The following is a 13607-nucleotide window of genomic DNA, read 5'->3' as shown; positions in this document are numbered from 1 at the left end:
CTGACATGACGATACGCGTCGCTATTAATGGTTATGGTCGTATTGGACGCATGATTTTGCGTGCCCATTACGAGTACGGAAAAAAACATGATATTGAGATTGTGGCCATCAATGCATCCGGTGGTGCAGACATCAATGCGCACCTAACGCGCTACGACTCTGTACATGGCCGTTTTAACGCCGATGTACAGCTAGAAGAGGATCATCTGGTTGTTAATGGTGACCGTATTCGCTTGTTGAGTCAGCGTGATGCCTTGACCTTGCCGTGGGCCGAACTTGACGTTGATGTCGTGCTTGAGTGCACAGGTGCATTTACTACCAAAGAGCAAGCTAGCCAGCATATTCAGGCGGGTGCCAAAAAAGTAATTATTTCGGCGCCGGGCGGTAAAGACGTCGATGCTACGATTGTGTATGGTGTGAACCACGATATTCTCAAAAGCACCGATACCGTCATTTCCAATGCCTCCTGCACCACCAACTGCTTGGCACCGCTTGTGGCGCCGTTACACAAAGAGCTAGGTGTAGTGAGTGGCCTGATGACTACTATTCACGCCTACACCAATGACCAAGTGCTCACTGATGTACGCCACAAAGACATGCGCCGTGCTCGTTCTGCTACCAGCAGTCTGATTCCTACAAAAACAGGGGCAGCTGCCGCGGTGGGCTTGGTCCTGCCAGAGCTCAACGGTAAGCTAGATGGTTATGCAGTACGTGTGCCCACCATTAATGTGTCGATGGTCGACTTGACTTTCGTGGCGCAACGCGACACTTCGGTAGAAGAGGTGAACGCTATTTTGAAAGCTGCCGCGGATGGTTATCTGAAAGGTGTGCTTGAATATTGCACCGAGCCTTTGGTGTCTATCGATTTTAACCACTCTACTGCTTCCAGTATTGTGGATTCGTTGCTCACTAAAGTTACCGGTGGCAACATGGTGAAAGTTGCTGCTTGGTACGATAACGAATGGGCTTTCTCTATCCGTATGCTCGATAGTACTATTGCACTCATGTCTGCCAAGTAAGCTTTTGGGTAACAAACAAGGGCGGGATTTCCCCGCCCTTGTTGTGTGTTTGCCTAGTTCCTAAATAATGATCATGTCTACTCAAATTAAGACTTTATCTGCCCTAGCAGACAGTGACGCGCTACGTGGGAAGCGCGTTTTTATTCGCTCGGATTTAAACGTTCCGTTGCAAGATGGAAAAATAAGCGAAGACACCCGAGTACGAGCCTCTGTGCCGGCTATTCGCATGGCTTTAGATGCTGGTGCAGCCGTCATGGTGACCTCGCATTTAGGCCGTCCCACCGAGGGTGAGTTTAGCGAGCGAGATAGCCTGGCACCTGTTGCGCAGCGCCTCTCTGAGTTACTGGGTATGCCAGTAGAGCTGCGTCGTAATTGGCTGGATGGCGTTGTGGTTGAACCAGGGCAGGTTGTCTTGTTAGAAAACTGCCGCTGTAATGTGGGTGAGAAAAAGAATAATTTGGAGCTCGCGCAAAAAATGGCGGCTTTATGCGATGTCTATGTGAATGATGCCTTTGGCACTGCACATCGCGCCGAGGCCACTACAGAAGGTATTGCTCGTTATGCTCCGGTTGCCTGTGCGGGCCCCTTGTTACAAGCCGAGTTAGAAGCCTTAGGGCGTGCGTTGCATGAGCCCAAGCGACCCTTGGTGGCCATTGTGGGTGGAGCTAAGGTGTCCACTAAGCTCAGTATTTTGCAAGCTTTAGCGGACAAAGTGGATCAGCTTGTAGTCGGCGGTGGAATTGCCAATACGTTTATGTTGGCCAGTGGCCTGCCTATCGGTAAATCCTTGGCTGAGCCAGCGCAAGTTGACGAAGCCAAAGCGGTGATTGAATTGATGAAGCAACGTGGTGCTGAAGTACCCGTCCCCATGGATGTGGTGTGCGCGACGCACTTTGCTGAGGATGCGCCGGCAAGTACTAAAGCGGCTGACCAAGTCACTGCTGAAGATATGATTTTGGATGTAGGGCCACAAACGGCGGAGCAAATTGCCGACATTATCCGGCAGGCAGGCACGGTAGTGTGGAATGGTCCTCTAGGCGTGTTTGAGTTTCCGGCGTTCGCCCATGGTACGGAAGTATTGGCTAAAGCCATTGCTGAGTCGGATGCTTTTTCTATTGCGGGTGGGGGCGATACCCTGGCAGCGATTGCTCGTTTTGGTATTGCTGAACAAGTTGGCTATATCTCCACGGGCGGTGGTGCTTTCTTAGAGTTCCTAGAGGGTAAGCGCTTACCCGCCGTTGCTGTACTACAAGATAGAGCATAAATTAGGATGCAATAGCATCACAACCCGCTCTGTGTAAAGCAGAGCGGGTTTTTTTATGAGCCTTGCTTGATGAGCTCGGCATATGCCACAAGAGAATCTGGATGCTCTAGGGTAAAGCCGCTATTTAAGAGTCTTTGATTGCTCAAGCGCTTCCCACCTTCCGCGTAGTCTTTACGGGGTGGGGGCGGTGCCTGTAAGAGCTTAGCCAGTTCGTCATAGAGTTCAGCCAAGGGGTAAGGATGGCTGTCGGTGCCGATATAACAGGGAAAAGGGGCAGCAATATTGAGTAAATGCCAGACGGCACGGGCGGCATCATGAATATGGATACGATTGGCATAATGCGCTGAGTCAATAGGAGCGTAAGCCTTGCCCTGACGCAATCGTTCGAGTAGCTGTGTGCGATGCGGACCGTACAGACCGGATAGTCTGAGGCTAATTGCTTGAGAGGCAAGCGACTGAGCTAGTAACTGTTCGGCCTGTAATAGTGTCTTACCGTTAAAGCCTTGAGGATCAGCACGTGAATTTTCGTCTAGCACTTCGGTGCTAGGGCCGTAGACGGCTGTTGAGGAAATAAAAACAAATCTCTGCAAATGGTCTAGGGATAGCGCAGCAATTAATTGTTGCAAGCCGTGGATAAAGATTTTTTCATAGGCTTCGGAGGTACGCTCATCGGGGGTGGCTGCGTAGACCACATGCGTAATAGGGCGATGTTTTAAGCGCAAGTCTGCACGTTGGCTAAGATCCGCCTGCACCCACTCAATATCCGCACGGCCGTGGTGGGGCGGCTGTCTGCGTAATGCGATCACAGTCCATTGATGATCCGCTGCTTGTTGCGCGACGCGCAGCCCTAGATCGCCCGCACCAGCCACAAGTAAGGTAGGGTTTTCAGCATTCACAGTATCGAGTCCTTGGGTAGAATGTTCTCAATAATTGTACACACTTAGAAAACAAGAGAACGGGAGACGGATATGGAGTTGCGTAATTGGCTGGATGGGAAAAGCCTGGGCGCGGAATCTGGGCAGACATGGCCAGTGGTAGACCCTTCCAATGGCGAACGTTATGCTCGTTTGGCGCGCTCTAGCGAGGTGGACATTAACTGGGCTGTGGCAGCGGCGCGCCGCGCCTTAAGCGGCCCATGGGGCGATATGAGTAGTGCGGCTCGTAGTCAGCTACTATTTCGATGTGCTCGTTTGTTATCAGATGCGCGTGAGGAGCTCGCTAGAATAGAGTCGCGTGACACGGGGAAACCGTTAAAACAGGCTCAGGCGGATGCCACCGCTTTAGCGCGTTATTTTGAGTTTTATGCCGGAGCGGTGGATAAGCTGCACGGACAAACCATTCCTATTTCTAGCAGCATGACAGCGCTGACGTTGCGTGAACCCCTAGGAGTAACTGCCCATATAGTGCCTTGGAATTATCCTATGCAAATTTTCGGACGCAGTGTTGCAGCGTCCTTAGCGGTTGGGAACTGCGCTGTAGTGAAGCCCGCAGAGGATGCCAGCCTTTCAATTTTGCGTGTCGCTGAAATATTACATGAAGCTGGTTTGCCGGCTGGAGTATTAAATATTTGCACTGGGCTAGGTGCCGAGGCGGGTGCTGCTTTGGCGGGGCACCCCGATATTAATCATTTGTCGTTTACGGGGTCGCCTGTTACTGGTCGCGTGGTGGCGGAATTAGCTGCCAGAAACTTCGTCCCCGTGACTTTAGAGTTAGGGGGAAAGTCACCGCAGATCGTTTTTTCAGATGCTGATTTGGATGCGGCGATTCCGGCCATTATGAACGGCATTATTCAAAATGCGGGTCAAACGTGTTCAGCCGGCAGCCGGGTCTTAATCCAACGCGCTGTGTACAACGATGTGATAGAGCGTTTAGCCGAGCAGTTTCAAGCATTACGAGTGGGGCCTGCCATAGAAAACTTGGATTGTGGTCCCTTGATCAGCGAGCGCCAACGAGATCGAGTAGCGGCGTATTTGGCCCTAGCCGAGAAAGATGGAATACGGCTGGTAGCGCAGGGGAGATTGCTGTCCACCGCTCCCCGCGGCGGGTATTACCAAGTACCTAGCTTACTGGCGGATGTGCCTGCAGATCACGTGTTGGCCCAAGAGGAAATATTTGGTCCAGTGCTTTGTGCGTGGAGCTTTAGCGATGAGGCAGAGGCCTTACGCTTGGCGAATGGTACGCCTTACAGCCTGGTAGCGGGTATTTGGACGCGTGATGGGGCGCGTCAGTTACGTTTGGCTCGGCGCCTGCGAGCAGGCCAAGTGTTCATCAATAATTACGGTGCGGCGGGTGGCGTAGAATTGCCTTTCGGTGGCAGCGGCGAGTCTGGGATAGGGCGCGAGAAAGGATTTGAGGCCCTGTATGCGTTTACAGGGCTTAAAACCTTGGCGATTAAGCATGATTAAAATAGCTTGGCCAAGAAATAATAAAGGAGGTACATATGCGTTTAAAAGATAAAGTAGCCATTGTGACGGGTGGCGCCTCGGGTTTTGGTCTGGGCATTGCACAGCGTTTTTCTAAAGAGGGTGCGCGTGTGCTGATTGCTGACGTGGATGATGAGAGGGGGCAAGCCGCCGCTCAACAGATTCAAAATCAAGGCGGCGTGGCCATCTTTGCGCACTGCGATGTAAGTCGTGGGGATGACGTGGCCGGTTTGTTAGATGTAGCACTGCGCGAATGCGGAGGTTTACATATAGTTGTTAATAATGCTGGCACTACGCACCGCAATCGTCCACTGCTTGAAGTCAGTGAAATGGAATTTGATCGTGTGTATGCCGTGAATGTGAAGAGTATTTACTGGACTGCCAAGCATTTTGTACCGTATTTCCGTGCACAAGGAAGTGGGTGCTTTGTCAATATTGCTTCTACGGCTGCTATTCGACCGCGTCCAGGTCTCACTTGGTATAACGGTAGTAAAGGGGCTGTGGTTACTCTGAGTAAGTCTATGGCGGCTGAGTTGGGGCCTGATCAAATACGAGTGAACTGCGTAAATCCGGTGATTGGGGACACGGCTCTGGTCGAAGAGTTTATGGGAGTGCCTGACACGCCAGAAAATCGTAAGAAGTTTTTAGCTGGCATTCCGCTCGGCCGCTTTTCCACGCCGGCGGATATCGCTTCGGCCGCCTTGTACTTAGCTTCCGATGAGGCGGGGTTTATCACCGGTACCTGCCTAGAGGTTGATGGCGGCCGTTGCGTGTAGTCGTTGTTGTACTGGCGGGTTAAGCCCACGTGTCAAGGTACAATAAGGGGGTGGCCTGTATGGTGGCCCCTTTATTTTTGAGGAGTGTTATGTCTACCGTGGCAGCTTTACAGCGCGAGCATCCCGATCAACTCTTGGTGGGGCTGGTTTCTGTATCAGATCGTGCAGCCAGTGGGCAGTATGAGGACCAGGGTATCCCTGCTTTACGGTCGTGGCTGGAAAAAGCGTTAGTTCAGCCTGCACAGTACCAAGAGCGTTTGGTGAGTGACGAGCAGGCGGTTATATCAGCGACGTTGTGTGAGCTCGTGCAGATGGGCTGTGACTTGGTGTTGACCACCGGCGGTACTGGCCCTGCGCGTCGGGATGTTACCCCAGAAGCAACATTGGCTGTCGCAACCCGAGAAATGCCAGGTTTTGCTGAACAGATGCGTCAAATCAGTTTAAAATTTGTGCCAACCGCAATTTTGTCGCGCCAGGTCGCTGTTATTCGTGAACTGGAGAAACATGCTGCACTGATTATCAATCTCCCCGGACAACCCAAGGCCATACAGGAAACCTTGGAAGGTTTACGTGATGCCCATGGAGACAGTGTAGTACCAGGTATTTTTGCTGCGGTGCCGTATTGTATCGACCTGATTGGTGGGCCATATATTGACACCCACCCCGAAATAGTACGGGCATTCAGGCCTAAATCGGCCATTCGTAGTTAAATATTCGTTTCAGCATAAAATTGAATTCCCCATTAAAATTGGGGTAATCATATTGATTTTATTTTTGTCTTCAGGAGTCTATTCATGGCCCTCGTTTCCATGCGTCAGTTGCTCGATCATGCAGCCGAGCACGAGTACGGTATACCGGCATTCAACGTTAACAACCTGGAGCAAGTCCAGGCCATCATGGAAGCAGCCGCCGAGACAGACAGCCCTGTGATCATGCAGGCTTCGGCGGGTGCACGCAAATACGCAGGCGAAACCTTTCTGCGCCATTTGATTGAGGCAGCCGTTGAATCGTATCCACATATTCCTGTAGTCATGCACCAAGATCACGGCCAGTCTCCCGAGGTATGTCAAGGGGCGATAGACCTAGGTTTCTCTAGTGTCATGATGGATGGCTCGCTGTTGCCAGACGGCAAAACTATTGCTGATTACGAGTACAACGTTGAAGTGACTCGTAAAGTGGTAGATATGGCACATAAATTAGGTGTCACCGTAGAGGGCGAGCTGGGTTGTCTGGGTTCCTTAGAAACCATGGAAGGTGACCAAGAAGATGGCCATGGCTTCGAGGGTAAACTCACTATGGATCAATTGTTAACCGATCCCGAGCAAGCGGCTGACTTTGTTCAGCGTACACAGCTTGACGCTTTGGCCATCGCTATTGGTACCAGCCACGGTGCGTACAAGTTTACCCGTAAGCCTACCGGCGATATCTTATCGATTGAGCGCGTGAAAGAAATTCACCGACGCTTGCCCAACACGCACTTGGTGATGCACGGCAGCTCGAGTGTGCCCCAAGAGTTATTGGCTGAAATACGCCAATTTGGTGGCAATATGAAGGAAACCTACGGAGTACCCGTGGAAGAGATTCAAGAGGCCATTAAATACGGTGTGCGCAAAGTGAATATTGATACCGATATTCGCTTGGCCATGACTGCGGCGATCCGGCGCTTTATGTTTGAGAATCCAGAAAAGTTTGACCCGCGTGAGTACTTGAAACCTGCTCGTGAGGCAGCGAAGCAAATTTGTATTGCGCGTTATCAGCAATTTGGTACAGCGGGTAATGCATCCAAAATTAAAGCGATACCTTTGGATGAGATTGCGCGTCAGTATGCTGTAGGCCAACTCAAACAAGTTGTACAGTAATTAGTATGCAGGTCTTATTGTGTTCAGACCTGCGTTTTGCCGGATTTGCATAGTCTGGCTTATCGTCCCGCGCTGGTAAGGCCAGGCGGGATGTTTTTGTTTTCAAGGAAGACACCGTGCAAGAGCCCTTACATCAATCCAGTATCAAGTCTCTGCCGCTGCTTGCGCGCGGAAAAGTTAGGGATATGTACGCGGTGGATGATGATAAGTTACTTATCGTGGCTAGCGACCGAATTTCAGCTTTTGATGTCATTTTGGATGACTCGATCCCAGGTAAGGGCGCGGTGTTAACGGGCATGACCGAATTTTGGCTCAAGCGCTTAGCCAATATTGTCCCTAACCACTCCACGGGCATACGTCCTGAAGAGGTGGTTACCACTGACGAGCGGAGTCAAGTTGTCGGCCGTGCCATGGTGGTCAAGCGTTTAAAACCTATCATGGTTGAGGCTGTAGCGCGGGGCTATCTGAGCGGTTCCGGCTGGAAGGAGTACCAAAGCAGTGGGCAACTATGCGGTATTGCCTTGCCTGCCGGCTTACAACAGGCGCAGCGATTACCCGAGCCCATGTTTACACCTGCCGCTAAAGCGGATCTAGGGGCACACGATGAAAATGTCAGTTTTGAACATGTGGTGGCTGAAGTAGGACAAGAACTCGCTGAACAAATACGTGCGGTGACGTTGAAGCTTTATAGTACTGCCGCCAGCTATGCAGCTAGTCGTGGCATTATTATCGCGGATACAAAATTTGAATTTGGTCTAGATGATCACGGGCAACTGCACTTGATGGATGAGGTGCTAACACCGGACTCCTCGCGTTTCTGGCCTGCAGATAGTTATGCCGTGGGCAGCAATCCGCCCTCGTATGACAAACAGTTTGTGCGTGATTGGTTGGAGACCCAAGACTGGGATAAGACAGCGCCAGCTCCGCGCTTGCCTGTCGAGGTCATTCAGAAAACCGCATCAAAGTATCGTGAAGCGCTCGACAAACTGAGTGCTTAAAGTGATTATTTGCTTAGCCCTTGCGCAAGTGGGGGCTAATATTTACATGGTGGAAAAATAGAATGTCTAGTCTGCAGCACGGTGATGGTAAGCGTCCCGTAGTGGGGGTTGTGATGGGCTCATCCAGCGATTGGGACGTCATGCAGCAAGCGGTTGCCATACTGGAAGAGTTTGCCGTGCCTTACGAGTGTCAAGTTGTGTCGGCACATCGTATGCCCCTTGATATGGTGGAGTATGGTGCTCAGGCGCCTGCTCGGGGGCTAAAAGCTATTATTGCCGGCGCGGGTGGTGCAGCGCATTTGCCTGGTATGCTGGCGGCCTTAACTCATTTGCCAGTATTTGGTATACCGGTACCATCGCGCTATTTGCGTGGCGAGGATTCTTTATTATCAATTGTACAAATGCCCAAAGGTGTGCCTGTAGCCACCTTTGCGATTGGCGAAGCAGGTGCAGCCAATGCAGCGTTACACGTCATTGCTAATTTAGCGGTACATGACGACTCCTTAGCTGCGCAATTAATCGCTTATCGTGAGCGCCAAACGAATGTGGCTCGTAACATGGTAGTGCCACCCGTATAAACTCGTTTTGAGTTAAAGAAAATTTACATGAATACCTTTATTTCCGCATCCGGCCCTGCCTTGGTTGCTCCGGGCTCTTGGTTAGGGATGGTCGGCGGTGGTCAGTTGGGCCGTATGTTCTGTCATGCCGCGCAAAGCTTAGGCTATAAAGTTGCTGTGCTTGAACCTGATCCCTTAAGCCCTGCTGGGGTAGTAGCTGATTTGCATATCTGCGCTCCCTACGACGATGAGCAAGCCTTGGCAAGCTTAAGCGAGCGTTGTGCAGCCATTACCACCGAATTTGAAAACGTCTCAGCGCAGGCGCTTACTAGTTTGGCCCAGCAGCGTCGTGTCACCCCCTCGGGCGAGGCGGTAGGCATTGTGCAAGATCGCATCCGTGAAAAAGCGTTTATTGCGCAGGCGGGCGTGCCTTTGGCCCCTTATGCGGTCATCGAGTCATTGGCCGATCTAGAGCAAGCGGATGAGGCTCTATTTCCGGGAATTTTGAAAGCCGCACGTTTTGGCTATGACGGTAAGGGACAGGCACGCGTGGCTACGCGTGAGCAAGCACTGCAAGCTTACGAGCAATTTGGTGGTGTCGCTTGTGTGCTGGAAGCTTTGCAGGATCTGGAGTTTGAGATATCAGTGGTTATGGCGCGTGCGTTAGATGGCCAGGTGCAGGCATTCCCCTGTGCGCGCAACGAACACCGAGACGGCATTCTAGCGGTGTCTACAGTAAGTGAAAGCTTACAGGGCAGCACTTGGTGTGAGCAAGCGCGCAGTAATGCCGCGGCGATTGCTGAACAACTAGGCTATTACGGGGTAATGTGCGTCGAGTTTTTCATCTTGCGCGATGGACGCTTGATTGCCAATGAAGTGGCACCGCGCCCCCATAACAGTGGACACTACACGATGGATGCTTCCCTAACCTGTCAGTTTGAACAGCAGGTACGAGTGATGACTGGTTTGCCCCTAGGGAGTCCTACCACCTTATGTCCAGCGATTATGTTGAACTTGTTGGGGGAGCGGTGGTTTGATGAGCAGGGGCAATACCAAGAGCCAGACTGGCAAGCCTTGTTAGCTATACCGGGTGTGTGTTTGCATCTGTATGGCAAGCTAGAGCCCCGTCATGGCCGAAAAATGGGGCACGTGAATATATTGGGCGCCAATGATGAGCAAGTGCATCAACGCGCAGCGCAGGCGGCAGCCGTGTTGGGTATGGCGTTTCATGAGTAACCCAGCTAACTCTGGCTTGTATGACGAGCAAATTGAGTATGCCGCTCAACGTTTAATCGAGGGGGGGCTAGTCGCCTTTCCTACCGAAACTGTCTACGGGCTGGGAGCAGACGCTGAAAATCCTGTGGCAGTTCAAGGCATTTATACGGCGAAAGGCAGACCCTCTAATCATCCTTTAATTGTGCATGTGCACCCCGAGGCTGATCTATCGTATTGGGTTAGTCGTGTTCCCGAGCAGGCTGAAAAGCTGATGGCTGCCTTTTGGCCAGGGCCGTTAACCTTGATTTTGCCGCGTCATCCCCGTATTCCAGATGCTGTCAGCGGTGGACAAGCAACAATAGGGATACGTTGCCCCTCGCACCCTGTAGCCCAAGCGTTATTACGACGCATGGCGGCGTTAAAGCCTAGCGGGCAGGCGGGGGTTGCAGCGCCCTCAGCGAATAAGTTTGGTGCTGTGTCTCCAACACAAGCCCAGCATGTTGCGGCTGAGTTCCCCGAATTGAACGCTGAGCAGCTCTATATTTTGGCCGCAGGCGATGCACAAGTAGGTATAGAGTCCACCATAGTGGACGTATCGCGTATTGATCAGGGTGTTGGCCCGGTTTTATTGCGTCCCGGGCACATCACTGTGGCCATGTTAAGCCAGGTGCTAGGCGTAGAGCCTTTAATGCCCGATCAGCAGGCCCCTCAAGTGTCGGGTAGCTTAAAAGCCCATTATGCGCCGCATACTGAGCTGGCTCTGTTTGATGCGAATCAAGTGGAACAGTTACGAGAGCAGATCCAGCAAAGCGGGGAGCCCCAAGCAGTTTTGGCTTTCCCCGCCTTAGCACCGTTTGTAGCCCCTAATTTGGCTTGGTATGTATGTGCTGATGAGGCGGAGCGTTATGCGCAGCTTTTGTATGCCACCTTACGACGCCTTGATCAGGGGCAATATCAGAAAATCTGGATTCAAGCCTGCCCTAACACCCCTGCTTGGCTAGCGGTAAATGATCGCCTAGGGCGTGCCGCCGCTGCCTTTGAGCAATAGCTTTAGACACCTAAGTGCTGAGTGAGTGCCTGGCTGTTTTCGGCCAGCTCTTGGCTCAGCCCCTGAGATACAATGCGCCCTTTATTCATCACTACGCAGCGATCAGTATGTGCCAACACTTGGCGATAATTGCGATCCACAATTAGCGTTGATACCCCGGTAGCACGTATAGTGGCGATGGTTTGCCAGATCTCAGCAATAATGAGCGGCGCTAAGCCCTCGGTCGCTTCATCTAAAATAATCAGATCAGGGTTTGTCATTAAGGCGCGGCCTATGGATAACATTTGTTGTTCGCCGCCAGATAGTTGCTGCCCCCCATGTTGTAGGCGTTCCGATAGCCTCGGAAAGGTGTGCAGTACCCGTTCGTAGTCCCATTCTTGGCGACCTTTATGGCCCTTACGAGCGGAGACGAGTAGATTTTCTTTGACGCTTAAATTAGGAAAAACTCCTCGCCCCTCGGGAACATACGCTATTCCCAAGCGAGCAATACTATGCGGATTCGCTTGACTGCAGTCTTTACCTTGAATATGAATGGTGCCCTGCTTAGAGCGCAGTAATCCCATCAAACTGCGTATTAACGTGGTTTTTCCCATGCCGTTACGCCCTAGTAAGCCGATCGACTCACCTGCTTGAATGGTGAGGTCCACCCCTTGTAGGATATGGCTTGCGCCATAATAGGCATGTATATCGCGAGCTTCTAATAAACGTTTCATGCCGTCTCCCCTAAATAGGCCTCTTGTACTTGCGGGTTAGCGCGGATGGCCTCAGGCCTGCCACTGGCCAGCATTTGACCATTGACCATAACGGTAATCTGGTCTGCGACTTTAAATACGGCATCCATATCGTGCTCAACCAATAAAATCGCGTGCTCTTGTTTAAGCTTATTGAGTAAAGACAGCATATGTTCGCTTTCTTCCGGCCCCATGCCGGCTAGGGGTTCATCAAGCAATAAAACGCTGGGTTGAGTCGCTAGGCTCATGGCAATTTCTAGCTGTCGTTTACGCCCATGTGAAAGGGTACCCGCGATCAAGTGAGCATCGCTGCTCAAGCCTGCCAGCGATAAGGCGTGCTCGGCGAATGCTTTACTTTGCTTACAGTCGGCGGCTGATTTGCACCAATGCCAAAACTGTTCTTGTTTGGCCTGTGCAGCCAAGCGGCAGTTCTCATAGACGCTGAGCTCGTCAAAAAGGGTGGTGCGTTGATAGCTACGTCCTAAACCTGCTTTCGCACGTTTGGGCTGTGACCAAAGCGTAATATCTTGCTCATTGAGTATGATTTGTCCTTGGCTTGGGGCAAGTTCGCCCGAAATCAGGTTAATCAGGGTGGATTTTCCGGCTCCGTTAGTGCCGATGACGGCATGCAATATTCCGCTCTGTAAATGTAGCGACACGTTATCAATCGCTTTGAGGCCGCCAAAGTGGCGGCTGAGCTTATGGACGCTTAATTGGATATTCATCGCTCTTCCTTCACTGAGGGGGCGGTAGCCAGATTCATACGACGTGTAGCCAGACCTACTAAGCCGTTAGGTAGTAAGGCAACCAGCACAATGATGCTCAAGCCAAAGCTTAGATGCCAATGATTGGCCCAACTGCCCATAATGGCGTTGGACTGGAAAAGCTCCTGAAGCAAGGTGAGCGCTACGGCGCCTGCAATTGCCCCCCATAAGCGCCCCTTACCCCCTAGTATGACCATAAGTAGCACTAGCCCAGACTGTTCCCAGGCTAGTAGCTCTGGATTCACGTAGCCATCGCGCATGGCATAAAGATTACCCGCTAAGGCGGCGATGATGCCTGCTACGATATAGGCCACCCATTTATACTGAAAAGTATGAAACCCATGGGCACGCATGCGTTGTTCATTCAGACGAATACCTGTGAGAGCGGCGCCAAACGTAGAACGCATCAAAAACGATAAAAACAGCCAGCTTAGGGCGAGTAAAGCCAGTGAGTACAGGTAGAAATGGGTCGCGCTGTCTAGGCTTAGCGTGTAGAGATCGCCTAGCCGAAATTCTGGCCGTATATATAAGTAGATGCCATCGCTGCCGCCCCCCATAGAGGTATCGTGAAAAACGTAATACACCATTTGGCAAAATGCGAGCGTCACCATAATGAAGTAAATGCCAGTAGTGCGCAGCACTAAAGCACCGGTTAGCGCGGCATATAAGCCTGCGCACACTAAGGCGGCAGGTAAGACAAAAAACAGATTTGCGGCTTCGTATTCCGGGCTAAAAAGCACCGTGGCGTAGGCGGCGATACCAAAAAACGCGGCTTGCCCTAAACTGACCAAACCAGCCCCGCCCACTAACAATTGCAGGCTTAACGCAAAAATGGCGTAAATCAGTATTTTGTTGGCCAAGGCCAAATAATAGTCATTGAGTAGCCAAGGGGCGCAAGCTAAGACCAGGGTAAGCAGGAGTGGGGGCAAAAATAATTTGTGTGTTGGCATTAT

The 13607-nt window shown here is 51.5% G+C and carries 14 protein-coding genes; 10 read left to right on the top strand and 4 right to left on the bottom strand.

Going from position 1 to position 13607, the window contains the following annotated elements; genetic code table 11:
• The first annotated feature begins 5 nt into the window (after positions 1 to 5).
• Complete coding sequence (gene gap / locus OSH01_RS00775) at positions 6 to 1019, top strand: type I glyceraldehyde-3-phosphate dehydrogenase (RefSeq protein WP_266122151.1); 1014 nt, start codon at positions 6 to 8, stop codon at positions 1017 to 1019.
• Positions 1020 to 1092: 73 nt separating this feature from the next.
• Positions 1093 to 2283 carry a phosphoglycerate kinase gene (locus tag OSH01_RS00770; RefSeq protein ID WP_266122150.1) on the top strand — a complete coding sequence of 397 codons (1191 nt, stop codon included), beginning with the start codon at positions 1093 to 1095 and terminating at the stop codon, positions 2281 to 2283.
• Between the two features lie 53 nt (positions 2284 to 2336).
• Here OSH01_RS00770 and OSH01_RS00765 read toward each other — a convergent pair whose 3' ends face one another.
• Positions 2337 to 3179 (bottom strand): NAD-dependent epimerase/dehydratase family protein, encoded by an 843-nt coding sequence (locus OSH01_RS00765; RefSeq protein WP_266122149.1) that lies wholly within the window; start codon positions 3177 to 3179, stop codon positions 2337 to 2339.
• 72 nt (positions 3180 to 3251) lie between these two features.
• Here OSH01_RS00765 and OSH01_RS00760 point away from each other — a divergent pair, with 72 nt between their 5' ends.
• The 8 genes from OSH01_RS00760 to OSH01_RS00725 all read left to right on the top strand — a co-directional run bounded on the left by OSH01_RS00760 (position 3252) and on the right by OSH01_RS00725 (position 11159).
• Entirely contained in the window at positions 3252 to 4688 is a 1437-nt protein-coding gene (locus tag OSH01_RS00760; protein WP_266122148.1) for an aldehyde dehydrogenase family protein, read from the top strand.
• A 35-nt stretch (positions 4689 to 4723) separates the two neighbouring features.
• Positions 4724 to 5482 carry an SDR family oxidoreductase gene (locus OSH01_RS00755; RefSeq protein WP_266122147.1) on the top strand — a complete coding sequence of 253 codons (759 nt, stop codon included), beginning with the start codon at positions 4724 to 4726 and terminating at the stop codon, positions 5480 to 5482.
• Between the two features lie 89 nt (positions 5483 to 5571).
• A complete protein-coding gene (gene mog, locus OSH01_RS00750) occupies positions 5572 to 6192 on the top strand; it encodes a molybdopterin adenylyltransferase (protein ID WP_266122146.1) in 621 nt (206 codons plus the stop codon).
• An 84-nt stretch (positions 6193 to 6276) separates the two neighbouring features.
• Positions 6277 to 7341 carry a class II fructose-bisphosphate aldolase gene (gene fba, locus OSH01_RS00745; protein ID WP_266122145.1) on the top strand — a complete coding sequence of 355 codons (1065 nt, stop codon included), beginning with the start codon at positions 6277 to 6279 and terminating at the stop codon, positions 7339 to 7341.
• 116 nt (positions 7342 to 7457) lie between these two features.
• Entirely contained in the window at positions 7458 to 8339 is an 882-nt protein-coding gene (locus tag OSH01_RS00740) for a phosphoribosylaminoimidazolesuccinocarboxamide synthase (RefSeq protein ID WP_266122144.1), read from the top strand.
• Positions 8340 to 8401: 62 nt separating this feature from the next.
• Positions 8402 to 8917 carry a 5-(carboxyamino)imidazole ribonucleotide mutase gene (gene purE, locus OSH01_RS00735; RefSeq protein WP_266122143.1) on the top strand — a complete coding sequence of 172 codons (516 nt, stop codon included), beginning with the start codon at positions 8402 to 8404 and terminating at the stop codon, positions 8915 to 8917.
• Positions 8918 to 8944: 27 nt separating this feature from the next.
• Entirely contained in the window at positions 8945 to 10132 is a 1188-nt protein-coding gene (locus tag OSH01_RS00730; protein ID WP_266122142.1) for a 5-(carboxyamino)imidazole ribonucleotide synthase, read from the top strand.
• On the top strand, positions 10125 to 11159 hold the full coding sequence (locus OSH01_RS00725) for an L-threonylcarbamoyladenylate synthase (protein WP_266122141.1): 1035 nt from the start codon (positions 10125 to 10127) through the stop codon (positions 11157 to 11159). Before OSH01_RS00730 ends, OSH01_RS00725 begins: the two co-directional genes overlap by 8 nt.
• Positions 11160 to 11161: 2 nt before the next feature.
• Here the strand turns inward: OSH01_RS00725 and OSH01_RS00720 are convergent, their stop codons facing one another.
• From OSH01_RS00720 to OSH01_RS00710, 3 genes are read right to left on the bottom strand one after another with little or no spacing between them, the layout of a single operon-like run.
• Positions 11162 to 11872: an ABC transporter ATP-binding protein gene (locus tag OSH01_RS00720; protein WP_266122140.1), complete on the bottom strand. Its 711-nt coding sequence runs from the start codon at positions 11870 to 11872 to the stop codon at positions 11162 to 11164.
• On the bottom strand, positions 11869 to 12615 hold the full coding sequence (locus tag OSH01_RS00715; RefSeq protein WP_266122139.1) for an ABC transporter ATP-binding protein: 747 nt from the start codon (positions 12613 to 12615) through the stop codon (positions 11869 to 11871). Before OSH01_RS00715 ends, OSH01_RS00720 begins: the two co-directional genes overlap by 4 nt.
• Complete coding sequence (locus OSH01_RS00710; protein ID WP_266122138.1) at positions 12612 to 13604, bottom strand: branched-chain amino acid ABC transporter permease; 993 nt, start codon at positions 13602 to 13604, stop codon at positions 12612 to 12614. Before OSH01_RS00710 ends, OSH01_RS00715 begins: the two co-directional genes overlap by 4 nt.
• Positions 13605 to 13607 lie beyond the last annotated feature (3 nt).

It is taken from the genome of Alcaligenes endophyticus (assembly GCF_026344035.1).
In the GTDB taxonomy this organism is placed as follows: Bacteria; Pseudomonadota; Gammaproteobacteria; order Burkholderiales; family Burkholderiaceae_B; genus Alcaligenes; species Alcaligenes endophyticus.
This window is presented reverse-complemented; position numbering and strand designations above follow the sequence as displayed.